This is a genomic window from Spirulina sp. LEGE 11439 (assembly GCF_059821285.1).
Window position 1 is genome coordinate 161,516 of record NZ_JCAMRX010000002.1, and the last position, 26,092, is coordinate 187,607.

Here is a 26,092-nt window from a genome sequence, read left to right on the forward strand (position 1 = left end):
AAGAGTTGGGTAAGATGGAGAGCGAGCGAAAAAAAATGTTAAGCCTCTTGCCTTTTCAAGGATATCCCCAGAAAATCTTGCTGATGTTGAGCTTCCACCGTAAGCTATCGGTATTATTTGTTGTTCATCGTTTATTCTTCATTGCTTATTGAAATGACGGATATGTCTTCTGTTTCCTCCACAGATTTACGAAATCGCCGGGCGCAACTCAAGCGCCGTCGGCAGATCAAGTTTTGGCAAGGAACTTGGCGATCGCTATCGATCGTCGGTTTGACAGGGGCGATCGTCTGGGGGGTTTCTCTACCGGATTGGACGATCGACGCACCAGAAAAAGTTAAAGTAAAAGGGAATCAGCTGCTTTCGATCTCAGCAATTCGCTCGCTTTTACCGTTATCTTATCCGCAATCCATTCTCGAGATCGAACCGGAAAAACTCAGTCGCGAAATTGAAGCCAAAGCACCGATCGCCAAAGCCACAGTGACTCGCAAATTATTACCTCCCAGTTTAACGATTGAAGTCACCGAACGCAATCCCGTCGCGATCGCTTTGCCGGCTTTTTCTTCGCCAACTGCTAATAATCCAGAAGTGGGAATTGTGGACGAAAAAGGCTTTTGGATTCCTAAAAATAGCTATGCCGATCTCGAAAATACTCTCGAACTTCCCGAACTCATTGTTATTGGTTTGGACGAACAATTCCGACCCTATTGGCCAGACATTTATCGTGCGGTCAGTCGTGCGGGTGTTAAAGTTTTTGAAATTAATTTACAATCTCCCAGCAATCTCATTCTCAAAACAGAATTGGGTCAAGTTCATTTCGGATCGTATTCTTCATTTCATTTTCGCCGACAATTATGGATTTTAGCCAAGATGCGACAACTTCCCGATCGCGTTCGCACCAGTCAAATTGACTATATCGATCTCAGCAATCCTGATGACCCTTCGGTTCAATTAAAATAGTTATTGGGTCGTAGTTATTAATTATTGGTTTTTAGCCTTATTTTTCATTGTCAAGGTTTTGATTTGCCACGGGGAAATTGAGGAGATATTGCTATCATTTTGAGGCATTTCGAGGAGGTTAGTGGAAGAGGATATCTCAAACTTTAAATCTCCTTTAATTTTAATATCTGCCTTTTCTCCATGACATTCATAGCAGCGTAAAATATAGCTTTTATCATCGTCTTCGCTGGGCTTCAATGCCATGAGAATGATATTTTTTGCCGAGAAGTCTAACAAACTACTTTCAGTTGAAAGTGTCTTATACTTTTGGGTTTCCTCATTTTTACATTCTCCCACGATTAGCGGTAAATTTAATTCGTATCCCTTGCGAACAGTTTCAGCAACTTGCCAAGAATTACTGTGAGGATACAAGCAATAAGTAAAATGATGTTGACCGCGATCGGCTTGGGAGTCCGGCCAAACTGGACTTTTTAGTAAAGTCAAGCGCAAACAATTTGGGCTGCTATCATAGCCATATTTACAGTCATTTAATAAGCTTACGCCATAATTATCATCTCCTAAATCTACCCATTTTAAGGCAGGGACTTCCCATTTTGCTTTCTCGGCTGGAGTTTGGGGCTTAGTCGTGCGGGAAATTGCACCGCAAGGAATTTCATAAGTAGCGCGATCGGCTTCTAAATTAAGCGGAAACGCTGCTTTTACGAGAATGTGAGTTTCTTGCCAGTCTACATGAGTTTCTATGGTTAAATAGGGGGAATCAAGATCGAGAATATAATCTTGAGAGAATGTAGAGTTATTGATTTTCCGCACGACTCGGAGACGCGATCGAACTTTTCCATAATCTAACCATTCAATGGATTCGAGTTGGGTAGGAGGTAAAGGATTTTGTTGATAGTTAGGATCGATATTCCACGCATCCCAATATTGTCTCTCTTCCTGAAATGCTTGTAATTGATTGCCTTTTCCTTGTAATACTTCTCGTTGATTAATTTTGTCAAAAACGCGATCTAAATCCCCTGTTTTTGGTTCGACTTCAACGCGCAACATACTATTTTCTAAAATATATTCTTTCCTGTTGACTGTTTCTTGTTCCCTAACTGATGACTGATGTACGATCTCTTTTAGCCAAAATAAACGATAACCAATTGAAGGAATATTTTCAGCAAAGAAAAGTAAATCTGATTCGCTGGTCAATTGAGATTTCATGGGATTTCCTTCAAGATCGCAGATTTCCCAATCTTCCGAAGAAACCGAGAGTGAAACAACTTGCGATCGCGTCCAATTCAGAGAATTAAAAACCAGAATAGGTTGAGCATTGGGAAAAGGGGATGGGGGCAAAGAAATACAGCTTGCGATCGCGTCTAAAGCAGATGCTAAAATCTGCTCTCCTGTGGCGATCGCTTTTTGCCATTCCTGATTTGCCGTTACAAAGACTTCCGGAATCGAACTTCCGGGTAAAATATCGTGAAACTGATTGAATAATACTTTCTTCCAAGCGTTTTCTATTTCTTGCTGAGGATAGGTAAAATTAGCAATTATTTTTGCTAAAGTTGCAAACAATTCAGCTTGATATAACAACCCTTCGCATTGGCGGTTAAATTGCTTTTGATCGGCATGAGTCGTATAACTACCTCGATGCAATTCCAAATAGAGTTCGTCATTCCATGTCGGTAATGTTAGCTGAGAATCTTGCAGCGAATCTAGATATTTTTGTGCAGTTGTAAATTCAATTTTAGGAAAGAAAGGAGAACGATCCCAGCGTTGTTTGATCTCTAACATATCGCGAGTCGGACCGCCGCCATGATCTCCAACTCCGGGCAACCAAAAAATGTCTTGAATTCCGGTTTGCTTTTCCCAATCAATTGCAAAATTAGTCATGGTTATAGGATTGGTATCCATGACTCCTGTAAGATTGGGAGGAGACATTAAAGTTAATAGTTTTGTGCCATCGGGAGATTGCCACCAAAATACGCCGTAAGGAAATTCTGTACTATCATTCCAACGCAGTTTTTGCGTCACAAAATATTCAATTCCAGCTTGTTTAAAAATCTGAGGAAGTTGCCAACAAAACCCAAAACTATCGGTTAACCAAGCAACTTTGCTTATCTCGCCAAACTTTTCTCGGGTGTAATGCTGTCCGTAAAGGAGTTGCCGAATCAATGACTCTCCCGATGTCAAATTAACTTCTGGTTCGACCCACATCCCGCCCAAAGGTTCCCACAATCCGGCTTTTACCGCGTCTACAACGGCTGAAAATATCTCCGGATGATGTTTTTCTATCCATTCATAAAGAACGGGGCTGGTATGACAAAATGTTAAATCTGTAAAGTCTTTTTGTAAGTTTAAAACAGAGGCAAACGTTCTTTGAGCTACCTGATAAGTTTCTTGCTGTTCCCAAAGCCAAGCCATATCGAGATGAGCGTGACCCATTATTTTAAAACAGCGTTGTTTGAGAGAGTTTGCGAAGGGTTGTAAGTTGTTGCGAACAGAGAGAAGAGAAGTATGGAAGCGATCGCGATCGCTAACTCCGTCCCAATCTATTTTATTGCTTTCTTGGCGAATCGACGCGAAACGATCCGGCTCAAAATTCGCGATATATTTCTGCAATACAGCTAACTCATTGGCGACAAAACCCGGATCGATCGCATCGTAAGCAGATTCATAGAGACAATACGATCGCATCAAAGCACCGATATCGTGACCCGGACTAACTAAACGAATGGCCACCTGAAAAGTTTGACCCGGTGTAACCGAATGACTCAACAAGATGCGTGCGGAAGAATCAAATAAATCTCCTGCTTGGACAAACCTGCGATCGACAAAGATTTGCGTATCTTCACTCCACCACGTCAAACAGAGCCGCAAGGCTAAATTTTGTAACTGATAGCCATTGAGAGTGCGAGGAACAGTAATTTCTTGGATTAACCAGCGTATTTGTCGTCCTGCCGTCCAAACGAGATAACCTTTTTCATTGGGAGAAATTTTTTCACCCAACTCCGGATTAAGAGCGCCACAAATTCGATTTTCAGAATCATCAATCTCAAAATCTTCAGTAAAAACAGACCAATAATTCTGTACGTCAACTTGTACCAATTGCTGCAACTGCGTAATGATTTTCTCAATTTCTAAATTCATTATTGTCTTGTTGTTTAAGATTCACTGATAACTGATAACTGATAACTGTTCACCCGTTTGCGGTTAAAAACTGAATGCGGGGAATGAGAGGATCTTCAACTAAACCAACTCCAATAAAGCCCCAGCGCTTGATAATGCTTTTTAACTGCACATTGGAAACGGACTCAACACCAAAGCGATCGCGAATATTATCTCCATGAGCATGCAAATATCCGAGAGCTTCAAAATGTTCGCGAAACAGGAGTAAAAAGCCCGCCTCATCGCGATCGCCCCGAGGTCGAGCAACGAGATATTGACCGTCAAGATTAGAACGGATGAGATAATGTATTTCCACAAATCAACAGAATCGCAAAAAATGATTAACAGGTTGAGGGATGGCGAACTGAAATTGGCCCTTTCTTGACCTCGATTATCAACGAAGAATGAACAATTTTCAACAAAATCAACATTAAGTGTTATACAGGGAAAAATACCCGTTCTATATCTTGCAGCCAAAAGCATATGAGTTTTTCACGGACGATTCCGATCTATAATCTTAGGCGATCGCGATTTCTCTGATAGTGTTCGCTACTGAGAGCGCGATATTGAGAGCGAGATCGCTCGTTGCCCAACCCCGTGCCAAATTCCCAGAGGTTCAGTAAGCAAAATGTTGCAGTGGCTCAAAAATCTCTCTCAACAACTCAACCCGCAAACCGCGTCAACCAACGATTTTGTCCGAGATGGAGATGAAAGATTTGGAGACAAAGGAACGGAGTTCGGTCAACCTTTGACGGACAAAGATTATGAATTTTTATTTACCCAGTTATTGGAGGGGATCGCCCACGGTTGGCAAGCATCGAGAGTCGAACGCTTCATCGAGGCTCTCGGAAACCGAGGTACGAAAGAGCAATGGGTAGAATGGTTGCAGCGCTATGGGGCGCGAATTTTAGCCTCTCCTCCCCCAGATCCTGCCGTAGCAGAACGCATGGTCGCCTTGGGAGAAATTACGCGATCGCTTCCCTCTCTACAAAAATTGGGAGATACGGCAAGCGGAATCGGGCGCTTACTCATGGCTCGGGAAAAAGGCGGAGATAGCGATACGTGGTCTTATGAAGCCACTTCTCCCCCTGTCGTCCCCGCCAGTCCGACCCCGGAACCAAACGAACCCACTTCTTCCCGAGCAGAATCCCGCGAAGCAACAGAAGATTTATCTTTTCCCGTTTCCCCATCTCCCCCTGCTTCTCCCTCTCCCCCTGCTTCTCCCTCTGCCCCTGCTTCTCCCTCTGCCTCAGACTTCACTTGGGAAACCGCTCGGGAAAATGGCGCAAAAACCATTACCCTTGACGAACTTCTCGTGAAACTGCAACAAGATGAAAATCTGGTGCAGCAAGTGGCCCAACGTTTGGGGATCGAGAGTGAGGATCCCCAAGAAATCGTGCAGGAGTTGGTGCGACAAATCAATCAACGTCAGGTTTCTCGCCCTCCTGCGACCCCTCCTCCTCAAGAAGGCGATGAAGCGGAAGTCGCTTTTACCCAAGGGGTTCAACTCTACGAAACCGGGGAGTTTGAGAAGGCGATCTCGTCTTGGGACAAAGCCATCGAACTCAAACCCGATTATCATCAAGCTTGGGGCAATCGCGGCTTGGGGTTGAAAAATTTGGGACGCTACGAAGAGGCGATCGCTTCCTACGATCGCGCCATCGCCTTAAAACCGGATTTTCACAAGGCATGGTACAACCGAGGCTTGGCTCTCGACGAACTGGGACGCTATGAAGAAGCCGTGACTACTTACGATCGCGTTCTGGAATTGAAATCGGACTTTCACAAAGCATGGTACAGTCGCGGCAATAGTTTGGATGCCCTCGAAAAAAGCGAAGCCGCGATCGCCTGTTACGATCGCGCCATCGAATTGAAGCGAGATTTTTACAAGGCGTGGACGAGTCGCGGTAATAGCTTAAAAGCGATCGCCCGTTACTCGGAAGCCGTTGAAAGTTATGATGGGGCGTTAAATCTCAAACCCGACGACTACGATAGCTTATACAACCGAGGGGCCTGTCTGTTTCAGTTGAAGCGCTATGATGAGGCGATCGCTTCCTATGAAAGCGCCCTGCAACTCAAGCCCGAGGATTACGCATTGCTATGGTTGAGAGGCAATGCTCGCTTGGCTTTGGGAAATTATAGCGACAGTCTTGCCGACTTCGATCGCGCCGCCGCTATCAAACCCGATTTTGAGAAAATTTGGGAGTCTCGCGGGCAACTTTTTACGGAATTGGGACAAACGGAAGCCGCGATCGCCGCTTACGATAAAGCGATCGCCCTCAGTTCCAACCCCGAAGCTTGGCAAGGTCGCGGAGATTGCCTGAAAGCCGCCTATCGCTTCGCTGAAGCCCTCGAATGTTACGATCTCGCCCTGAGAATGGCTGCGGACTCTGCCGAACTTTGGGGCGCTCGCGGGTCGATTCTTTTAGAATTAGAGCGGGTGGAAGAAGCGATCGGCAGTTACGATCGCGCCCTGCAATTAAAGTCCGATCGCTGGGCGACTTGGCGCGATCGCGCTCGGGCCGTTCAACATTCGGGGGAAGCGGATTTACTTTTAAGTGCTTTAAGTCCCCTCGCCCGCGCTTGCCCCAAGCTCAATAAACGGAGAGAGGATGGCGTTCTCGCCAGCCTAGAGCGAGGATTGGAATGTTTGCCGCGCGATCGCTATCCGGAAGCTTGGGGCAGATTGCAGCAACATCTCGGACTCACTTACTATTATCAAGGCTTGGAGACGAACGAGCCGGGACGGTTTTGGCGTAAAGCCCTGCATTGTTATGAAGAAAGCCTCAGCGTTCTTACTCCCGAAGCCTTTCCCCTGCTCTATCCTCGCGTTCTGCAACAACAAATACAAACCTATTTGGGTTTAGAAGAAACTCAAACGGCCAAATCTCTTTACAAACAGAGCGTTAAACACCTGCAAAAGTATCTCGATACCGCCGATGAGAACAGCGATCGCCACCGGGATCTCGTACTGGCCCTCGGAGACTGCGATCGCTTGGGTGCAGATATTGCCTTACAACAAGGAGAACTCCTACAAGCCCTCGCTCGCTCCGAACGCAGTAAAAATAGCCTTTTCTCGTCCCGCCTCAATCTGCCTCGACTGCAAGAAGGAGGCTTTAAATGGAGCGAACTACAACAATTATTGAACCCTCGCACCGCAGCCATTGCTTGGCATTTAGGGTTTAACGGGCTAACCACCTTCATTCTCAAACCCAATACCCCCGAGCCGATCGTGCTGGGACATACCCCCAATGTCGTCTTAAATGTGGTGTTGAGTCCATCCTTGCGCTCGCGGGTGGAATTAGCCAAACAAAGCAGCGAAGAGTCTTTATCCATTCTCTTGGAACTTTTGGGACTGGACGAACACGATAATTCCTCTCCTGAGACGAACGGGAATGGCAGCGATCGCGCCAAATTAGAAGCCGTACCCCAACAACCAGAAGGTGGCACGGTAGATGAATCTGGCGCAGCCCGTCGGCGGGGACAGCGTTTTGAAACGTGGTGGCAAACTTGGCAGCAGCGATCGCGATCGAATGTGACCCTAACAGAACATTTAACCAACCTGCTCGAGGAATTAAGCGAAATCTTGCGAATTCCCGATTTGCTGCGAGAGTTCGAGAACGAAGAAATCGATACGCTGATTTTAGTTCCCGATCGCCAATTACACGCTCTCCCGCTTCATGCCCTCTTATCAGATCGTTTTAACATCACCTATCTACCTAGTCTCAAATTTGGCTCGATTTCTCCCTCTACTCCCGAGATGACCTTACCGGATCCTTGGCTCAAATCGGAGGGCGCAAAAGAAAACCCTGCCCCCATTGAGGCAGAAAATACAGCCAAATCGACCATTAACGCTATTCTCAGCGCCGGGATCGATGGGAATACACAGGAGAAAACAGAGGTATTAGCCACTTTACCTCATGCAGCATTAGAATCGGCAGCAATGTGTTATGGCTTTTCCGCCTCCCAGCACCTCACAAACCCGCAAACCGTCAAAGCAAGAATCCTTTCTGCCCTAACTAAAGGACAGCGATTTTGTCACTTTTCTGCCAATTTCACTTATAATCGAAAATCCCCCCAGCAATCTGCCATTTTGTTTCCAGGAAGCTCTCCTTTAACTTGGGGAGAATTACGCGAAGTATCCCTCTCCAACATTGAGTTATTGGGGTTGTCCGGCGTAGAAACCCCTTGTGGCGGTTTGGTTGCGCCGTCATCGCGGGACGATCTCGCGGGCTGGGGTGCCGCATTATTGGGCGCGGGAGTTGCCTATGTTCTCATGCCGCTTTGGTCTGTAGACTCCATCGCCCGCATTCTCTTCATGATTGAATTTTATCGCTGTCTCGCTCGTGGCTCGACTCCTCCCGTTGCCTTCAAACAAGCACAACTATGGTTGCGAACCGTTACCTATGCAGAATTAGTCGGCTGGTATGGCGATCGCCTCCAAGAACTAGGTAATACGAGCAGTTCCCATCGTGGGGTTTTCGAGGATGCGATCGCTCGTATCCAAAACGATCCCGCTAAACGAGAATCCACGAATCCACCTTATGCCCATCCCTATTATTGGGGGACATTTAAAATTTTTGGCAAACCCTCTCAATTATTAAGAAATTAACCAGAAACTGATAGCAAATTAAAGAGAACAATCTCAACCAGTAGCAGGATTATCAGATTCTCTTCAATCTGTAATGATAGGTTACAACAATAGATGATGTAGTTTTTCTCTCGATTCAAACCATGAGCGAAGTAAATTCCGGTATTGCTGAAGATCAACAACAGATGCCTCGCGAAATGCGGGTCACTCAACTGCAAAATCTCATAGAAACTCTTCGCATTGCCGAAGAAATTGCCAGTAAAGGCTATCTCATTAGCAGTTCTGAATTGGCAGATTTGATGGATGTCAATGCCAGTGCCGTGACCAGTCGCGGCGATAATTGGTCTTGGCGCAATTGGGTGATTTCCCGCGTGCGTCGAGAAGGAAATCAAATTCTCTGGCAATTAGAGCGGGTGGACTAGAAAAAAAGTAGGAGGCTTGAAACCTTACTTTTTGAGTCTGGCTTAAACCCAGATCTAGCCAGAGTTTTCCCATGACGAAGCGGGATAAACTCGCCCTCGCCATTGTCTCGGTTGTTGTATCGAAGAGAGGAAAATACGAAAAACAGCGAGGGGATCGGCCAAAGGGGAAAGCCAAAACAGCCAAGAAGAGAGAGTTTGCGTGACTCCCGCATAAGAGGGGGCGATCGCGATCGACATTAACCATCGCAGGAGGACAAGAAAGAAATTTAAAGCGATCGCGAGGGCAAGGACAAGGCTATGAGTGTCGAGGAGCCAAGCACTGGCAAAATAAAGGCATAAAGGCAATGGCAAGGCTTGTACCCCCGACAGCAGCCAGAGATCCCCCCAAATTTGACCTCGAGAAGACGCATCTTTGAGATCGAGCGATCGCCCCCACTCTCGCCATGTTTCCTTTGCCCCTTCATACATTCGTACTTGTAACACCCGCCGACCATCTAAAAAGCCGACTTTATAGCCTCGGGCGGCGATGAAACGGGCGAGGGTGACATCATCGCAAAATGACGCTTTCGCACTGTCATAACCGCCAACGGCTGCCAAGACGGAACGACGGCAAAAAAAACACTGTCCGTTCGCCATCACTCGTTCGGGGGAGGTTGCATCGCTCCCCGAAGGATGGAAACGATAGAGTAGGGTCATTAAAAGGGCGGGTTGCAACCACCATTCCCCGGGATATTGCAAGATAAATTGCGGTGAAAGAGAAATTAAATCATAATTTCCTTCCTCGGCAATGTCTAACAAACTCGCCACCAAACCGGGTTGCGGTCGAGTATCGGCATCGAGTCCTAAAACCCACTCACTTTCTGAGGAGCTTTGCAAAAATCCGTAATGCAATGCCCAAGGACGACCCACCCAGTCGGTGGGAAGGGGTGGATCGGTGACAAGGTGAAGTTTGGCAAAAGGGGTGGGGTGAGCCTCTGTTCCAGAAACGCGAATTTTTTCGACTAATTCCCGCGTCCCATCATGGGAATTGCTATCCACAACCAAAATTTCTCGCACAACTTCCCCTTGCTGGTTTGCCCCTGTCAAACAAGGGGCAATACGGCACACTTCATTGAGGGAGGGAATGACAATGCTCGCGGTTTGCGATCGCGCCACCGACTCCTGAGGAACGAGAGCCGGATGACGAAATGCGCCGGGTAACAAGCGCGACAACAAAATGAAAGTTGCCGGGAGAGTCCAAGCGAGGGATGCTAATGCGAGGGCGTTAATGAAGGGAAAGGGCATGGGGATGAGGGAGTGGGGAATGTACCTTGTTACTTGACGGCGAGAGGATCTTGGCTGCCCGTCATGCGGACTTCGGTGACGATGACATTTTGTTCGTTGTTCGCTTCGCGTAACTCGCTCTCAATTTGAACGCGAGATTTTGCCAAAGTGAAGAAAGCGATCGCGGGGATTGCCCCCACTAAAATCCCGAGACCGGCAGGAATCCAAAAACCGGCTCCCACGCTCATGACTAAGGCAAAGCCCAAATTCGTCAAATAAACTGTGAGGGGAAAAATTAATTGCGATCGCGACAACGAGATCGGCTCTTGCCGCCAAAATAGAGCGGCGACTGTCATAAATACCACCCCGGTTCCCAACCAACCGACAAAATTTTGATAGGGCATTCCGAAAAAGGCTCCCGGTTGTTCCCAAATCCAAAAGGGGACGCTCGTTTGACTCATGGCTGGGTCTAAAATAAAATCCCAAGAGGTTAAAAGGATGGAGCCAAAGGCGATCGCGCTCACCCAACGCAACCCCTCGGGAATCGCCAGTCCAGCCAATCCCGATCGCACCAGCAAGTAGGCAACAAAACCTAAATAAAACCAAGAGAGAGGGATGGTAAACGGCACTAAATCCGCGATTTTATAGCCTAAACCACTGAGATAGCGATAGTGGCCGAAGGGAAAACCGGTACTCGTGCCGAGGAGTTCGGCGCTTAAGGAAATCGCGATCGCCGGAATCATAAAGGTCAACCAACGTTTTACCCCCAGCAGGCGATAGGCATAAATCGCTACGGCTGTCGTTCCCAACAGCATATAAGTCACCCCGCCGTTAGCCATCGAAAAAGCAAAGGCTTTCTGACCGATCGGGGGCAAACTGACGATAAATTCCGTATTGGGGAGAACGAATAGCAAGCCTGCCAAACCAAAAACCATGGAAGCAATATGACCGATGAGAAGCGATCGCTCGATCGTTACCAATTTTTTCATGAATTCCAGCCCTCTTTAAGATATTGATGGCGATCGGAATCCTCGCAAGAATTTGACTCTTCGCGAGGCGATCGCGCCAGATGATAATTTTTTGCACAAGCACGCTAATCATCTAGTTTACATCTCTACACAATTTGTTTGAAGTTTTGTTGCTAAAAATGAGTAGATGGAGATAGGAATGGTAAAAAGCAAGGCTGTCAAGAGTAGATGATAGAATAGATTAAATCGATTGAAAGAACGAGAATCCCCCTGCTTCCTCGCCAAGTCGAGTAAAGATTTATGAACTTTTTCTCCCCCTCCAGCCACTCCTTCGTCATTCGTCCCTTGCAACTGCGTGATTTTGAAGCAGTACGAGAATTGATCGCGATGGCTTGGACCCGAGAGCGAGAGCGGGAATTGGTCGCTCTACAGGAAAAATTAGAGCAGTTTCAACAATGGTATGGAGTCTTAAAAATCCTGCGCTTATTGCCCAATCCCAGCCAGCACCAGTTTCATTTATACGTTGCCGAACGAGACGAAAAAGTGTGCGGATTAATTCGCGTTTCGCCGTTTAACCGCACGCGCAGTACGTGGCAAGTGCAGAATGTTCTCGTGAATTCTCTGGTGCAATGCCCCCAAGAAGCCTTAAATTTGAAGGATGTCGGTTCGCTATTGCTGCGCTATTGTTTCGAGACGATTTGGGAAGCGCGAACTTGGCTGCTGGAGGTAAATGTTAGCGATCGCGACACTTTGGCGCTTTATCGTCACAATGGCTTTCAACCCCTCGCACAATTAACGGCTTGGGAAATTGCGCCAGAAATTGTCGAGGAACTCGCTCAACACGAACCGACCCTTCCTAACTTGTTACCCGTCAGCAGTGCTGAGGCACAATTACTCTACCAATTGGATACGGTTTCCATGCCACCGTTGTTACGGCAAGTCTTCGATCGCCACGTCCAAGATTTTAAAACCCCGTTGCTCAAATCTGGTGCAACTAAGTTCGATCGCTTGGTCAATCACAAGGAAGTCATGAGCGCTTATGTCTTTGAACCTCAGCGCAAAGCTGCGATCGGCTATTTTAAACTCGAATCTTGTTTGGGGGATAAAAAAGCTCATAAAATCGATTTGACGGTTCATCCTGCTTATACGTGGCTGTATCCAGAACTCTTTTCTCATATGGCGCGTTTGGTGAAAGAGAAGATAAAAGAGGAATTTTTGCGATCGCTTTCAGTTGTTTCGGCGGATTATCAACCAGAACGGGAAGAGTATCTGGAAAAATTAGGAGCAGAAAGAAAGGAACATTCCTTGTTAATGTCGCGATCGGTCTGGCATAAGTTAAGAGAGACTCGTCGAGAAGGATTACAATTGTCCGATATGCTACAAGGTCTCAAACCCGCACGCACTCCGGTTGCCAGTCGCATTCACTGGTTAAAGTCTTTTCAGGTAAAATCCTCGGAGTCTCCTTCTCAGGAAAACAATAAACATAATCCTCCCGAAGCGACTTCTTAGCTATCTCTTTTCTATAACTCAACTTGCTAGTTATGAATCTCTATCAAGAACGACTAACGATGATGTTAAGCAACCAAGCTCTTGAAATGAGATTGCGGAATTTATAAGTGCGATCGCATTGTCTTCCCATAAAATGTCAAACAGTTGTCCTCAACAGAGTACAAATTAATGAAGATGAAGGTTAAAATTGCGATCGCATTAAATTAAGTATTTGCAACTATTCATCCCGAGGAACAATCGAACAGCAAGAGAGAAAAGGAGCTTGAGGAAGAGGGCTATTTTGACCGAATTCTCGTCTCAATGCTGTTTCCCAAACTTCTCGCAACTGTGGCGATCGCTGTTGCTCATCGGTTAGGAGCGCAAAAAAGTCATACCATAATCCTTCTTGACCGTAATATGTGAGTTGTGCGAGGGAAGAACTCGCACTAGCTTGAGCAGAAGAAGAAATACGTTCGATAATACCCACAGAAAGTGCATCTCCATGGCGATCGTTAATATCACAAATTAGGGCAAAATGCCATTCATAAGTTTTGCCTGCTTCTAAGGCAACGGGAAGGGAAAGACTAATAATTCCTGCTTCCTCGGGTAAAGGAAACTCCTGATAGTGAAGTTCTTTGCTCATACCGTCTTCAAGATGTTCGAGAAGGAGAAAATCAGCAGTTTCGGCAGTGGTTTCAGGAACATAAACGAACAGAGATGGAAAAGACTCTTGTGTGAATCCACCGCGTAGAATTTCCTGTTCGGACGATTGGGGTAATTTAGGCGCAAGAATGGTTAAGGGAGGACGATCTTGGGGATCTTTTAGGCATTGACCGCGACTGCCTCCGGCTCCAGTATTGCGAGGTTCCCCGATATGCTTGTCGGGAGGAGTAAATCCGATGGAGCTTTCAATTTGAGCGAGAAGGGGTAAGGAATGACCTAAAACTCCGCCGAAAAGGAGCAATGAGGCAATAATACCGTGAGAGAGACTACGAGGGAGACTACGAGAAAATTGACGCATGGTTCGTTAGAGGGAGATTCAGGCTATGTGGCCAAGAGTTGGGGTAGATGCAGCGATCGCAAGGTTAATGAGGCAAGGTTAACCAGATAAGATTGAAAATTGTGTTATTTTCTTTTCTATCTTAAACGCTTATTTGCTTTTGTGCTTTAATCCACGATCGCTTGCGGGAAGCTAGAATTAAAGAGTCAAGCAAGAATAATTTCTACCCGTTTATTTTTTGACGATAAGCCGCTTTTAATCGTTATCTGCGATCGCGCAACTTGATATTTTTTCGCCAAGACTTTAATTAATTCTTGATTGGCTTTACCATTCACGGGAGGAGATTTGAGATAGACGAACAAACTCCCATCGGTTTGTTCGATGATTTCTTGTCGTTTTGAGTTGGGCTTGACTTTAACTACTTTTTGCATGGGAAAAAAATCAAGAAAATATTTTTTTCATAGGAAAGAAATCAAGAAAAGGCTAAAATGGTCATTAGAGACCAATCAAGCCAATCTTAGATGAATCTTCCTACTCATTTTCATTCTCATCGCCTTCTAATCGTTGTCTCTCATCCTATTCCTTATATTATCCCTTTGTTTCGCCTCATGGTCAAACAAAAATGGGATTTTCGGGTGGCTTATTGTTCTCTGGAAGGGGCGAAATCTTACCGCGATCGCGATTTTGCTACGGAGGTAACATGGGATGTTCCTTTATTAGAAGGATATCCTTGGATTCATGTTCCTAATATCTCCCCTCAACCCGGATTGGGTAAATTTTTTGGCTTGGTTAACCCCAAATTAATGCAACTGGTTCGAGAAAGTGATGTCATTATTGTTTATGCGGGATATGCTTATGCGAGTTTTTGGCTGACGGTATTGGCTGCAAAATTGCAAGGAAAGGGGTTTATTTTTAGCACGGATACGAGTCGTTTATCCTCTCGAAGCGGTCAATCGTGGAAAGGAAAAATCAAGCCGTTTCTCCTCCCTAAAATTTACCATCTCGGCGATGCCATTTTAGTCTCGACTCGTTTTGGTCAAGAAGCGATCGCAGAGTTGGGAATTCCAGAGGAACGCATTTTTATCACGCCTTTTGTGGCGGATAATGATTGGTGGTTGACAAAGGCTGCCGAAATCGATGGCGCTAAGGTTCGTCAAAGTTGGCAAATTCCGATAGATGCAACGATTCTTGTTTTCTGTGCTAAGTTGCAACCGTGGAAGCGTCCGCAAGATATTCTCGAGGCATTTGCAAGGGCGAATGTTCCTCATAGCTATCTTTTGTATGTCGGCGATGGATCTCTGCGATCGCAACTCGAAGCACAGGTCAAAAAACTGGATATCTGCGATCGGGTAAGGTTCTTGGGCTTTTTAAATCAAAGTCAACTGCCTGCGGTTTATAAAGCAGCAGATCTACTTTGTTTGTGTTCTGAATACGAACCTTTTGGGGTCGTCGTCAATGAAGCGATGTTATGTGAATGTGCAGTCATTGTTAGCGATCGCGTCGGTGCGAGAACATTGGTCGAACCCGAAAAAACAGGATTTATTTATCCGTGGGGCAATATCGATAAGTTACGTGCCATACTACAATCTATTATACCTCAAAAGGAAAAATTAAAACAAATGGGGAAAAATGCAAAAAAAAGGATGGAAACATGGTCGCCAAAAGAGAATCTTCAAGCTCAACAAAAGGCAATTGATTTTATAATGGGTAATCGGGAATGAGTCATAGATTATTAATCAATAAACCAATAACAAAAATGCAGTTACTGACCTACTTAAATCGTCCCGAATATATTTTACAACCCCGACAAATTTATCGTCGTATTGGCCGTCCTCCCAATCAACCGATTGATGAATTTAAAAGCATTGAGTTACCTTGGGGAATACCTTTTCGCATTCGCCCCCATCCCAATGATAAAGTTGAATGGTCTCTGTGGATTATGGGGATTTACGATTTAGCTTTGAGTGAATCTCTATGGCGATTGACCACTCCCGGAGAGATAGCGATCGATATTGGTGCAAATATTGGCTATATGGCGGGAATTATGGCCGAAAAAGTCGGTAAATCTGGTCGAGTTATTGCCTTTGAACCCTGTCCGGGAATTTATGATGAATTAGAGTTTAATCTTCAAAGTTGGCGCGATCGCAAAGGTTGGAATTGTGTTGAAGTCAAAAAAATAGCATTGTCCAATAAAGTCGGCACGGGATTTTTAAGATTGCCGACTTATAATCGTGGAGAAGCAGCGATCGTTGAAACTCAGGAATCTATTGATGAAACAGAAACTTTAAATATTTATGAAGTCCAGTTAAATAAATTAGATAATATTCTCAATGATAACACAAAAATTGGTGTTTTAAAAATCGATATTGAAGGACACGAATTTCCAGCTTTTCAGGGTGCAGAAAATTTGCTCAGATCTCAACAGATTCGCGATATCTTCTTTGAATCTCATCAAGGCTATCCCACTCCTGCTTCAGAATTTCTAGAATCCTACGGCTATCAGATTTTTCGGCTATGGAAAGGCTTTTGGAAGCCTTTGCTCTATCCGGCTAATTATCCCGTTATTCACCCGTGGGAGCCGCCAAATTATTTAGCGACTTTAGAGAGCGATCGTGCCCAGAAACGCTTAAAACAAAGAGGCTGGTCGATCCTTACTGGAAAAACGAATCGATTTGCTTAAAAGAGAAAACAAGTCTAGCGATCGCATTTTTTGGCGATTGTGCTTTTTGAGGACAAAAGCCTGTAAAATCTTGAGATTCAAAGCACACAATTTAAACCCGAATATGAAAAAAGGATTTTTAGCCTTCCCTCCTTTGGGACGCTTTCTCAGTGTATTTTTCCTCTGTTTCTTCCTCGTTGTCGGTTGTAATACCACAACGCCAACTTCTCAAGAAAATCCCAATTCCCCTGCAACCAGAAATAGCGATCGCGTCACCCTCGGTACCACAGACAAACCTCGCACCCTCGATCCTGCCGATAGTTACGAAATTGCTGGCTCTGCGATTATTTATAACCTCTGTCAAACCCTCTATGCTTACGAACCTGGCACCACAGATTTAAAACCCCTCCTCGCTACAGAGATGCCAGAAATTAGCGAAAATGGGTTGACTTATACTATTTCTTTGCGAGATGATGTCACCTTCCATGACGGCACTGCTTTTAATGCCGAAGCGATGAAATTTTCCCTCGATCGCTTTATCAAAAATGGAGGAAAACCTTCTTTTCTCCTTGGAGATATTGTCGAAGCGATCGAGGTTTCTGACGAGACCACTTTAACGATTAAACTACAACAACCCTTTGCCGCTTTTCCAGCCTTATTAGGTTTTTCTGGAACCTGTGCAGTCTCTCCTGAAGCCTATGAAATTGGCGAAGGACAATTTAATCCCAGCGAATTGATCGGCTCGGGACCTTATACTCTTGCAGAATTTAATAGCGATACCATTCGTCTTGATGTCTTTAAAAAATACTGGGGAGATAAGCCCAAAAATAAAGGCATCGATATCCAAATCTATAATGATAATTCTGCCAATCTCTTCAATGCTGTCCGTACCTCTGCCATTGACATTGCTTCCCAATCTCTCGATCCCGACCAAATTTTCAGCCTATTAGAAGATACAGAAGCGGATAAATTACAAGTCATAGAAGCTCCCGGTACGGCAGTTGCTTTCATATCACTCAACCGCAACCAAGAACCGTTAGATAAACTAGAAGTTCGCCAAGCGATCGCGGCAATTGTCAATCGCCAATTGATTAAAGAACGGGTTCTTAAAGGTCAAGCGGATGAACTTTATAGCTTGATTCCCACTTCTTTTGATACCTACGAACCGACTTTTGAGAAAGCCTATGGGGATGCGAATGTTGACAAAGCCAAAGAACTCTTAGAAAAAGCCGGTTATTCCGCAGATAATCCCGCCGTAGTTCCCATTTGGTTTCCCGCTTCTTCTAATAGTCGTACCCTTGCCGCCCAAACCTTACAAGCCTTTGCCGAACAAGAGTTAGGCGGGGCATTAAAAATCGAACCAGAAACTGTAGACGGAGCGACTTTCTTTAAGAATGTTAAAGAAGGTATTTATCCAGCTACGATGGTCTTTTGGTATCCCGATTTTCTCGATGCCGATAACTACATGCAACCTTTTTTAAGCTGTGCGAAAGGGTCAGAAGAAGGCGGCTGTTCCGAAGGCGGATCCCAAACCCAAGGCTCGTTTTATTATAGCGATCGCGCCAATGAACTCATCGACGCACAACGTCAAGAAACCGATCCTGGTAAGCGCAAAGCAATTTTTAAAGAATTGCAAGAAACTCTCGCTGAAGATGTTCCTTACATTCCTCTCTGGCAAAACAAAGAATTTCTCTTTGCTCAAAATGGTATAGAGGGCGTGCAAATGGATGCAAGTCAAAATATTCCCTTCTGGGAAATTTCTAAAAGATAATACCTAAGACAAGGAGAAAGGAAAAAAGAAAGCGATCGCATCTGCAAACTTTTTAGCTAGAAATGCGATCGCTACAAAAAAATAGTACAATAACTCTAAGTTATTACGAGGTGCGATCGTGGTTATTGCTCCAACACATCCTCCCAATGTTATTCCAGATGCAACAGTACCTTGCATTACGCCAGATGAATACCGAGCAAGGGAAGAAATCGCAGAAGAACGCCATGAATATTGTAATGGAGAGATTATTGCTATGCCGGGGGGAACAGAAACTCACAGCGCGATCGCAACCAATATATTAATACATTTGGGATTTGTGCTGAGAGATACAGATTTTCGCTTGTATAATAGCGACTTGAGAATCTGGATCCCCCGTTTCAATTGTGGAACTTATGCCGATGTTTTTGTCCTTGATGGAGAACCGGAATTTAATAACAATCGTCAAGATGAAATTCTCAATCCTCGATTAATTGTTGAAGTGCTTTCTCCTTCAACAGAAGGATATGACCGAGGAGAAAAGTTCAGAAAATATCGATCGCTGGCCAGTTTTTGCGAATATCTTCTCGTCAGTCAAAGCGAAGCCTATGTAGAACGATATTACAACAGCGATCGCGCCAATGAAAATCGCTGGCAATGGCAGGTTTGCGATCGTCTTGAAGATGCGATCGTTTTACAAAGTTTGCATAATATTGAACTTCCGATGAGAGAAATTTATCGTCGCCTTGATTTTTAATTGAGCAAAAGACCGAGGTTTTTCGACCTTCTACGCATTCAAAATCAAAGAGGAATATCTTGCCAAGCCCGAGTAACTAAATCACTCAACCAACGTCTTTGGGTGCGATCGAGAACGCCCCGATCGCATAACACTTCCTCGGTTAGATCGTCTAAAGTTTGTCCCTGCGATCGCGCTACATTAACCACTCCTGCGATCGCTGTAGCGATTAATTCTTCATCAAGGGGACGTTTCTGCAAAGCGAGTATTTCTTCTGGACTTTTGGGGATGGAATAATTCATAATGCGATCGCGTTGAATAGTTTGGTTAAAATGTTAAGTTTATTAAAGAGTTTTAAGAATCGGTATCCGACAGTGTAGCGTAAATTGACCGCAACTCACTCCGTATTTTCCCTAAATTCAATTCCCGATAAAAAACAATGCGAGAACTTTTATATTTAGAGATTCCAACACCCAACAATCAAAAAGTTTGTGACTGGCTGCAACAGGAATGGCAACCTCGGGTTGGACAGAAAATAATAACACCCCAAGGAATTCGCTTGCAATTTACCAATAGGACTGAAAATAGTGCTTCACGACAACCCGTCTCAATTCCAGAAAGCGAACTGACAATTTTTACTTGGAGTCTTCAGCGTACCACTTATCTCAAAGTTTTTCGCTGGGGAGAAAAACCCGTTCCTTTAGAACGACAATTACAACAACAATTACAAACTGCGATCGAGACGCGCTTTCCCCAACAATATCCCCAACTTCCAGAAATTGATTTATCCCAACAGTCTATTTTTGAAGCTCTCACCCCCTATTATCCTCAAACTGTACGCTTTTTCCAAAAAATACCCCACGGAGAATACGATCTCAATCGTGCTTATTGGTGGGAAAAACGCTGGCGAGAAAGTGTCAAAAACCCTCAGCAACCTCAACAAGTTATCTTTCAAGATAATCAAAAATCAGAAAAGGAGCAACCCGAATACGATCTAATTTATATTGGCGGCGCATTGGGCGTTATTCATGCCGCAGTTATGGCACGATTGGGGTATCGCGTCCTTTTGGTGGAACGTTTAAAGTTTGGCCGCATGAACCGAGAATGGAATATTTCTCGCGGTGAATTTCAAAGTTTAATCGATTTGGGTTTATTTACGGTAGAGGAATTTGAATCGGTTATTGCACGGGAATACAAAGACGGATTTAATAAGTTTTTTGATGGTAATAATCCTGCTCATCTGAAGGCAAAAGTTTTGCATACGCCGACAGTATTAAATATTGCGATCGCTTCAGATAAGCTCCTGCACTTATGCGGGGAAAAATTAAAAGCAACCGGCGGAGAAATCTGGGATGAAACCGAGTTTATTCGCGCTAATATTGGCAAAAACAGCACGACGGTATGGCTCGAGAATCTCTCTACAGGAGAAGAAAAACAAGTCACAGGGCGCTTATTAATTGATGCGATGGGGACGGCTTCTCCGATCGCTTGGCAACTCAATGAGGGACGTGCTTTTGATAGCGTTTGTCCGACAGTTGGGGCAGTCATTGACAAGGGTTTTGCACCGGAGGTTTGGGATTCCACTTATGGGGACGTTCTCAATTCTCATGGGGATATTTCTCGAGGGCGACAGTTAATTTGGGAGTTGTTTCCGGGGGAAGGGGACGAATTAACTGTTTATCTTTTTCATTATCATCAGATTCATCCCGATAATCCCGGTTCTTTATTAGAGATGTATGAAGATTTCTTTACAATTCTGCCGGAGTATCGTCGTTGCAATCTGGATGAATTGGTGTGGAAAAAGGCGACGTTTGGTTATATTCCGGGGTACTTTAGCGTTGGCAGTCGCGATCGCGCCGTAGCTTTCGATCGCCTCCTTGCGATCGGCGACGCGGCATCCTTGCAATCCCCTCTCGTGTTCACCGGGTTTGGTTCTTTAGTGAGGAATCTGGGACGTTTGACGGATTTGCTCCATACCGCCTTAAAACACGATTTACTCACTCAAAAACATTTAAACCAAATCCGCGCTTATCAGAGTAATGTTGCCGTAACGTGGCTTTTTTCTAAGGGAATGATGGTACCGACGGGTAAAATTTTACCCCCTCAGCGAGTGAATGCGATGTTAAATACCTTCTTTGGTTTATTAGCCGAAGAACCGCCGGAAGTTGCCGATACTTTTATTAAAGATAAGTTTAATTGGCCAACTTTTAATCGTCTTGCCATAAAAGCAGCCTTGATGAATCCCTTATTAATTGTCTGGATTTGGAAACAAGCGGGTGCCAAAGATTTTCTACGTTGGATCGGCAGTTATTTGATCTTTACATTTGAGGCAATTTTAGGCTTTTGTTTTCAAGGTTTGCTGGCAAAATGGTTGCAGCGATCGCATCAGTGGTTAGAGTCAAAATATCCGGCTTTATGGTTGCGCTTGTCGAGTCTGAGCGATCGCTTATCGGCAGGAATGGGTTTATCTCCAGAAGTTGCCCGCAAACGACAACAAGCAGCTTTAAAACGTCAAAACAGTCTGCGATCGGCTTTAAAAACCACGTTAACTCATTAAAATTTGGCGATCGCTTCAATATCTTCCTCGCTAGACAATTCCCCCGAACGCGATCGCGACTGCCATAACTTCCTCCGATCCATTAAAATATGTAAAGCAAAAATTAACAGGATAAAGGGAATGCGGGTTGCGATCGTTGGCGCAGGACTGGCAGGAATGGCAACCGCGATCGATTTAGTCGATGCGGGTTGCGAGGTGGAAATCTTTGAATCTCGCCCGTTTGTGGGAGGAAAAGTAGGCAGTTGGGTCGATACCGAGGGCAATCATCTCGAAATGGGGCTGCACGTTTTCTTCGGCTGCTACTATAATTTGTTTGAACTCATGCAGAAAGTGGGAGCGATCGATAACCTGCGTCTCAAAGACCACGTACATACTTTTGTCAACACAGGGGGACGCATTGGGGAACTGGATTTTCGCTTCTTTACCGGAGCCCCTTTTCACGGTTTAAAAGCCTTTTTTACCACTTCTCAACTGAGTGCGATCGATAAAATTGCCAATTCCCTCGCCCTCGGAACCAGTCCTCTTGTCTGGGGTTTAATTGACTTTGAAGGGGCAATGAAAACTATCCGCGATCTCGACTCCATTAGTTTTGCCGATTGGTTTCGCAAACATGGCGGCAATAATGGCAGTTTAAAACGGATGTGGAACCCGATCGCCTATGCGTTAGGCTTCATCGACACGGAAAATATATCTGCAAGATGTATGCTAACCATTTTCCAATTTTTCGCGGCGAAAACCGAAGCCTCGATCCTGCGAATGCTAGAAGGTTCTCCCCAAGAATACCTGCACCAACCCATTCTCGACTATTTAGCAGCACATCACACCAAAATCCACACCCGTCGCCGCGTCCGAGAAATCCATTATACAGAAGGAGATTCCCCTCAAGTCACGGGAATAACCGTCGCTAACGGGGACACAGAAGAAACCATTACTGCCGATGCTTACGTCGCTGCTTGTGATGTCCCCGGCATTCAACGCCTTTTGCCTCAAGCGTGGCGAAAATGGTCGCAATTCGACAATATTTATCAGTTAGAAACGGTTCCTGTGGCAACGGTGCAACTGCGCTTTGATGGTTGGGTGACAGAAATGGGCGATCGCACTCAACGTCAACAACTCCAAAAAGCCGCCGGACTCGACAACCTTCTCTATACTGCCGATGCAGACTTTTCTTGTTTTGCCGATCTCGCCCTCACCAGTCCGGGAGACTATTACAAACAAGGACAAGGATCTTTAATGCAGTTGGTTTTGACCCCCGGAGATCCTTTTATTAAAAAGAGTAACGAGGAAATTGCTCACCATGTTCTCGAACAAGTGCGAGAATTGTTTCCGTCCGCGCGAGAACTCAATATGACTTGGTATAGCGTCGTTAAACTTGCTCAATCCCTTTATCGGGAAGCCCCCGGAATGGATGCCTACCGTCCCGATCAGAAGACTGCGATCGCTAACTTCTTCTTAGCCGGAAGTTATACCCAACAAGACTATATCGATAGCATGGAAGGTGCAACGATTTCTGGACGCAAAGCCGCCAAAGCAATCCTAGAAACAATTAAACAGTGAGGCAATAGGCAGCACTTCGGCAAAGCTCAGTGCAGACAACAAATAACCAACAATAAATAACTAACACAAATGACAGACTGGCTGGAACATAGCGTACAAATTGAAGTAGATGCCCCCATCGATCTCGTCTGGAGTTTATGGTCGGATTTAGAACAGATGCCTCGGTGGATGAAGTGGATCGACTCAGTGACCATTCAAAAAGATAATCCCGAACTCTCGCGGTGGAAATTGGCAACCACTGGCTTAGAATTTACATGGTTGTCTCGCATTCTCAAACTCGTTCCCGAGCAAATTATCCAATGGGAATCCGTCGATGGATTGCCCAATCGTGGCGCAATTCGCTTTTACGATCGCCATACCAGTAGTATCGTGCGTTTAACGATCGCTTACAGCATTCCGGGAATTGTCGGGCAAATTATGGATAATTTGTTTGTCGGTCGCGTGGTTGAGTCTACTATTAAGGCAGACTTAGAACGATTTCGAGAATATACCATTCGCGTTCGAGAAAACTCTTAATTTCGCAAACAATCTGGCGTTTACTGGCGTTTACTAAAAAGCTCATGGAATCACTGGCATATACCTATTCAGCACTGGCTTGGGAAGAAGAAACACCAGAATTGAGAAAGGTCAATTGGGTGGGGGCGACTTCTGCGTTAGCTGTTGTCGCTTCGGTTCATTCTGGGGTTGCTTATGGCAATGAAGTCCAGATTCCTCAAGCTTTTGATACGCCAGATTATACCCAGTTAGTCTCAGATTTTTCCGAGGATTTAGAGGCAGATTATTCCGCGTCAACATTTGCGGAAATGGCTGCACCAGAAGTATTTGAGCCAGAAGTACCCCAACAACCGCAAATTCAAGAGAATTTTACAGAAGCGATCGCGATCGCTCCTGAAACTATTCCTCCAGAAACCCTTTCTCCCGATTTTTCCTTAGAAAAACAAGCAAAACTCAACTCAGTTCAAATTCAAGAACAAACAACTCCAGAAGCGATCGAAGTTGCTAATAAAAGTTATGGCTATTATCCTCGCCCCTATTACAGCCGCACGAAAATTCCTGAAAAACTAAAAATTTCTCCGTTTAGTTTAGTTCACCGCGCTTATAATGGCGGCTTTCGAGATTCGGGGATTCCGGGTTACAACACTTTAATTCACTCTACTAAGTCGGGAAAAGTCAATGCAACGGATCTGATCCGGGCGGGCATTATTCAAGGACGATTGACAACACAAGATTTATACGATCCGGGCTATTTAAGTGCGGTTCGCGCTCATCTCAAGGATTTGGGGAGTAACTAGTAGATAAAATTGTTAAAATAACGTACATTTTGAATAAGTTAAGACTTGCAAATTCTTTCGATCGCGAACATTCTTAACTTCTCAACTGCATTGCTTCTTCATCAAATCTTTAATTTTCCTCTCGTCAATGTATTTTTTTCAATAAGATCGATCGCATCAATTTTCAAATCTAGAGGGAAATTCGTATAATTCATTCAGGGGTAGTAGTAATAAAGATGTAGCGATCTAGACACGCTATATCAAGGCTTACAGCTTCCAAAATCACTACTTATGTAACACTCCCATTCAACGGCATCCGAGGAGAGTTAATAGATGAGAGCCGACCAAAATTTCTTGTTTTTACGGAAAGCTAGCGATCGCGATCCTGAGTTCCCGACTGCATTTTCCAGTACATTCACTCCCATGCGGTATTCTAAGCTCCAAAATGTAACGCCTTTGCGCCCTCAGCACAAGAATTCTCTCGATCGCTCTGTTCGTCGCAACACAAAGGATTCTCAAACCGTAATTTGTAACTTTTTTACAGAAGTTGCCAGTAGCGAATCTCCCCAACGCGCGATCGATTACTTTAAAGATTTATTTATTCTTAAAAATAATCAAGTTGGTAAAGCGATCGAACAATCTTTATACGATTTAATCGTTCTCAATCGCGAAGAAGATTTCTTTACTCTTTTAGATCGGTGTTGCTGTATTTTAATCAAGCAATGGCTTGTGAGAAAACAAGAGAAATATATTGTCATTCTATTAAACCTATTAAAAAATGAGATAAATCCTTATAAAAATCTCCATCCCACTCGGAGAAGATTAAAAGAATGGGTTTTAGGGTTTAACCAAAGCAAATACTTTAAAAGTCTCCAGTTGTTTTTACCCTGCGATCGCCAAGAATTAGGAGAAAAAACGAGTTGGAAAAATCGTTACACTGCATATTTGTTAATGGCTCAATCTTTCAATTCCAACTATTCGAGAGAACATCGAGATGCAGCAAAATTGCTGGCTGCTAAATTTAATAAGCAATTTAAATTCAAATTGGCTTTGTGTTTAGCTCATGCCAATTTACCCAACTCTACCCAAAGAAGCGAGCGAAATCCGACACTTTTAAGCCTCCGTACTTTATGCCTGATTCAAAAAATTCTCGTCAAACGCAAAAATCACAATTATCGTGGAGTCGCCAACATTTTCCTCAAACAAACAGAAGGAATTATTTATCAAGATTTCAAACAAAGTCTTCTCAAGTATTTATTGTTTTCACTGAAACCCAGCAAAACATCAACATGGTTGCAAGCCAGTATTGCCAACTACTTAGAATCTCTTTATCCCCAATACAATGATAAAGTTGTCGATGGAAGTTTGTTGCTAAGAATCTGTAAGCGTTTAATTGCCTTCCTCCTCAAACCCGATTGGGAAAGTTCGAGCCATCCCTTTACACTTTTAACCAAATGTGGTAAGCATTTAACATTGGCAACCCTCTTACTCAAAATTATTCTGATCTGTCCGAGCAGTTACAAGCACCTCATCTTTTGTACGGTTGCCCTTATTAAAGAATGTGAGACCCAGCCCGAGGCAGAATGTCAATGGCTCATCGGTTTTCTCGAAACATTGCGGGTTGTTTTGACAATTACTCGCGACACGAAATTAGCCATAGAGAATGAATAAGCGATCGCTTGCCGTCCCTCTCTAGACTCGAAAAAAATAAAATTCTACAGAT

At 44.5% G+C, this 26,092-nt stretch carries 20 protein-coding genes; 13 read left to right on the top strand and 7 right to left on the bottom strand.

The window, feature by feature from the left end:
* The first annotated feature begins 153 nt into the window (after window positions 1-153).
* Entirely contained in the window at window positions 154-957 is an 804-nt protein-coding gene (locus tag AC6RV6_RS02090) for a cell division protein FtsQ/DivIB (RefSeq protein WP_500238599.1), read from the top strand.
* 21 nt (window positions 958-978) lie between these two features.
* On the opposite strand, the gene AC6RV6_RS02095 is transcribed toward AC6RV6_RS02090, so the two are convergent.
* Both AC6RV6_RS02095 and AC6RV6_RS02100 read right to left on the bottom strand, forming a co-directional pair.
* Entirely contained in the window at window positions 979-4,092 is a 3,114-nt protein-coding gene (locus AC6RV6_RS02095) for an alpha-mannosidase (protein ID WP_500238601.1), read from the bottom strand.
* A gap of 49 nt (window positions 4,093-4,141) precedes the next feature.
* Complete coding sequence (locus AC6RV6_RS02100) at window positions 4,142-4,426, bottom strand: hypothetical protein (RefSeq protein ID WP_500238603.1); 285 nt, start codon at window positions 4,424-4,426, stop codon at window positions 4,142-4,144.
* Between the two features lie 312 nt (window positions 4,427-4,738).
* Between AC6RV6_RS02100 and AC6RV6_RS02105 the strand changes: the two genes are divergently transcribed.
* Both AC6RV6_RS02105 and AC6RV6_RS02110 read left to right on the top strand, forming a co-directional pair.
* On the top strand, window positions 4,739-8,722 hold the full coding sequence (locus AC6RV6_RS02105) for a CHAT domain-containing protein (protein WP_500238605.1): 3,984 nt from the start codon (window positions 4,739-4,741) through the stop codon (window positions 8,720-8,722).
* Between the two features lie 122 nt (window positions 8,723-8,844).
* Window positions 8,845-9,123, top strand: coding sequence for a hypothetical protein (locus tag AC6RV6_RS02110; RefSeq protein WP_500238607.1), 279 nt, complete (start codon window positions 8,845-8,847; stop codon window positions 9,121-9,123).
* Between the two features lie 54 nt (window positions 9,124-9,177).
* Here the strand turns inward: AC6RV6_RS02110 and AC6RV6_RS02115 are convergent, their stop codons facing one another.
* Together AC6RV6_RS02115 and cruF are read right to left on the bottom strand one after the other, a co-directional pair.
* A complete protein-coding gene (locus AC6RV6_RS02115; protein ID WP_500238609.1) occupies window positions 9,178-10,407 on the bottom strand; it encodes a glycosyltransferase family 2 protein in 1,230 nt (409 codons plus the stop codon).
* 29 nt (window positions 10,408-10,436) lie between these two features.
* Entirely contained in the window at window positions 10,437-11,375 is a 939-nt protein-coding gene (gene cruF / locus AC6RV6_RS02120; RefSeq protein ID WP_500238610.1) for a gamma-carotene 1'-hydroxylase CruF, read from the bottom strand.
* A 279-nt stretch (window positions 11,376-11,654) separates the two neighbouring features.
* Between cruF and AC6RV6_RS02125 the strand changes: the two genes are divergently transcribed.
* Complete coding sequence (locus AC6RV6_RS02125) at window positions 11,655-12,863, top strand: GNAT family N-acetyltransferase (protein ID WP_500238612.1); 1,209 nt, start codon at window positions 11,655-11,657, stop codon at window positions 12,861-12,863.
* 217 nt (window positions 12,864-13,080) lie between these two features.
* On the opposite strand, the gene AC6RV6_RS02130 is transcribed toward AC6RV6_RS02125, so the two are convergent.
* Both AC6RV6_RS02130 and AC6RV6_RS02135 read right to left on the bottom strand, forming a co-directional pair.
* Window positions 13,081-13,863: a DUF928 domain-containing protein gene (locus AC6RV6_RS02130; RefSeq protein ID WP_500238614.1), complete on the bottom strand. Its 783-nt coding sequence runs from the start codon at window positions 13,861-13,863 to the stop codon at window positions 13,081-13,083.
* Between the two features lie 185 nt (window positions 13,864-14,048).
* Window positions 14,049-14,273, bottom strand: coding sequence for a DUF167 domain-containing protein (locus tag AC6RV6_RS02135; RefSeq protein WP_500238615.1), 225 nt, complete (start codon window positions 14,271-14,273; stop codon window positions 14,049-14,051).
* 90 nt (window positions 14,274-14,363) lie between these two features.
* Between AC6RV6_RS02135 and AC6RV6_RS02140 the strand changes: the two genes are divergently transcribed.
* The 4 genes from AC6RV6_RS02140 (at window position 14,364) to AC6RV6_RS02155 (ending at window position 19,005) form a co-directional block, all read left to right on the top strand.
* The gene (locus tag AC6RV6_RS02140) at window positions 14,364-15,563 is read left to right on the top strand and encodes a glycosyltransferase family 4 protein (protein ID WP_500238616.1); all 1,200 of its coding nucleotides are present in this window, start codon (window positions 14,364-14,366) and stop codon (window positions 15,561-15,563) included.
* A 35-nt stretch (window positions 15,564-15,598) separates the two neighbouring features.
* Window positions 15,599-16,522, top strand: coding sequence for an FkbM family methyltransferase (locus AC6RV6_RS02145; RefSeq protein ID WP_500238618.1), 924 nt, complete (start codon window positions 15,599-15,601; stop codon window positions 16,520-16,522).
* Between the two features lie 103 nt (window positions 16,523-16,625).
* Window positions 16,626-18,272 carry an ABC transporter substrate-binding protein gene (locus tag AC6RV6_RS02150; RefSeq protein ID WP_500238619.1) on the top strand — a complete coding sequence of 549 codons (1,647 nt, stop codon included), beginning with the start codon at window positions 16,626-16,628 and terminating at the stop codon, window positions 18,270-18,272.
* A 118-nt stretch (window positions 18,273-18,390) separates the two neighbouring features.
* On the top strand, window positions 18,391-19,005 hold the full coding sequence (locus AC6RV6_RS02155) for a Uma2 family endonuclease (RefSeq protein WP_500238621.1): 615 nt from the start codon (window positions 18,391-18,393) through the stop codon (window positions 19,003-19,005).
* Between the two features lie 44 nt (window positions 19,006-19,049).
* Here the strand turns inward: AC6RV6_RS02155 and AC6RV6_RS02160 are convergent, their stop codons facing one another.
* The gene (locus AC6RV6_RS02160) at window positions 19,050-19,286 is read right to left on the bottom strand and encodes a hypothetical protein (protein ID WP_500238622.1); all 237 of its coding nucleotides are present in this window, start codon (window positions 19,284-19,286) and stop codon (window positions 19,050-19,052) included.
* Window positions 19,287-19,423: 137 nt separating this feature from the next.
* Between AC6RV6_RS02160 and AC6RV6_RS02165 the strand changes: the two genes are divergently transcribed.
* The 5 genes from AC6RV6_RS02165 to AC6RV6_RS02185 all read left to right on the top strand — a co-directional run bounded on the left by AC6RV6_RS02165 (window position 19,424) and on the right by AC6RV6_RS02185 (window position 26,040).
* A complete protein-coding gene (locus AC6RV6_RS02165; protein ID WP_500238623.1) occupies window positions 19,424-21,541 on the top strand; it encodes a flavin-dependent dehydrogenase in 2,118 nt (705 codons plus the stop codon).
* A 120-nt stretch (window positions 21,542-21,661) separates the two neighbouring features.
* A complete protein-coding gene (zds, locus tag AC6RV6_RS02170; protein WP_500238625.1) occupies window positions 21,662-23,098 on the top strand; it encodes a 9,9'-di-cis-zeta-carotene desaturase in 1,437 nt (478 codons plus the stop codon).
* Window positions 23,099-23,167: 69 nt separating this feature from the next.
* On the top strand, window positions 23,168-23,614 hold the full coding sequence (locus tag AC6RV6_RS02175; RefSeq protein WP_500238628.1) for an SRPBCC family protein: 447 nt from the start codon (window positions 23,168-23,170) through the stop codon (window positions 23,612-23,614).
* Between the two features lie 44 nt (window positions 23,615-23,658).
* The gene (locus AC6RV6_RS02180; protein ID WP_500238632.1) at window positions 23,659-24,390 is read left to right on the top strand and encodes a hypothetical protein; all 732 of its coding nucleotides are present in this window, start codon (window positions 23,659-23,661) and stop codon (window positions 24,388-24,390) included.
* Window positions 24,391-24,702: 312 nt separating this feature from the next.
* Window positions 24,703-26,040, top strand: a complete 1,338-nt coding sequence (locus AC6RV6_RS02185; protein WP_500238633.1) for a Sll1247 family protein — start codon at window positions 24,703-24,705, stop codon at window positions 26,038-26,040.
* Window positions 26,041-26,092 lie beyond the last annotated feature (52 nt).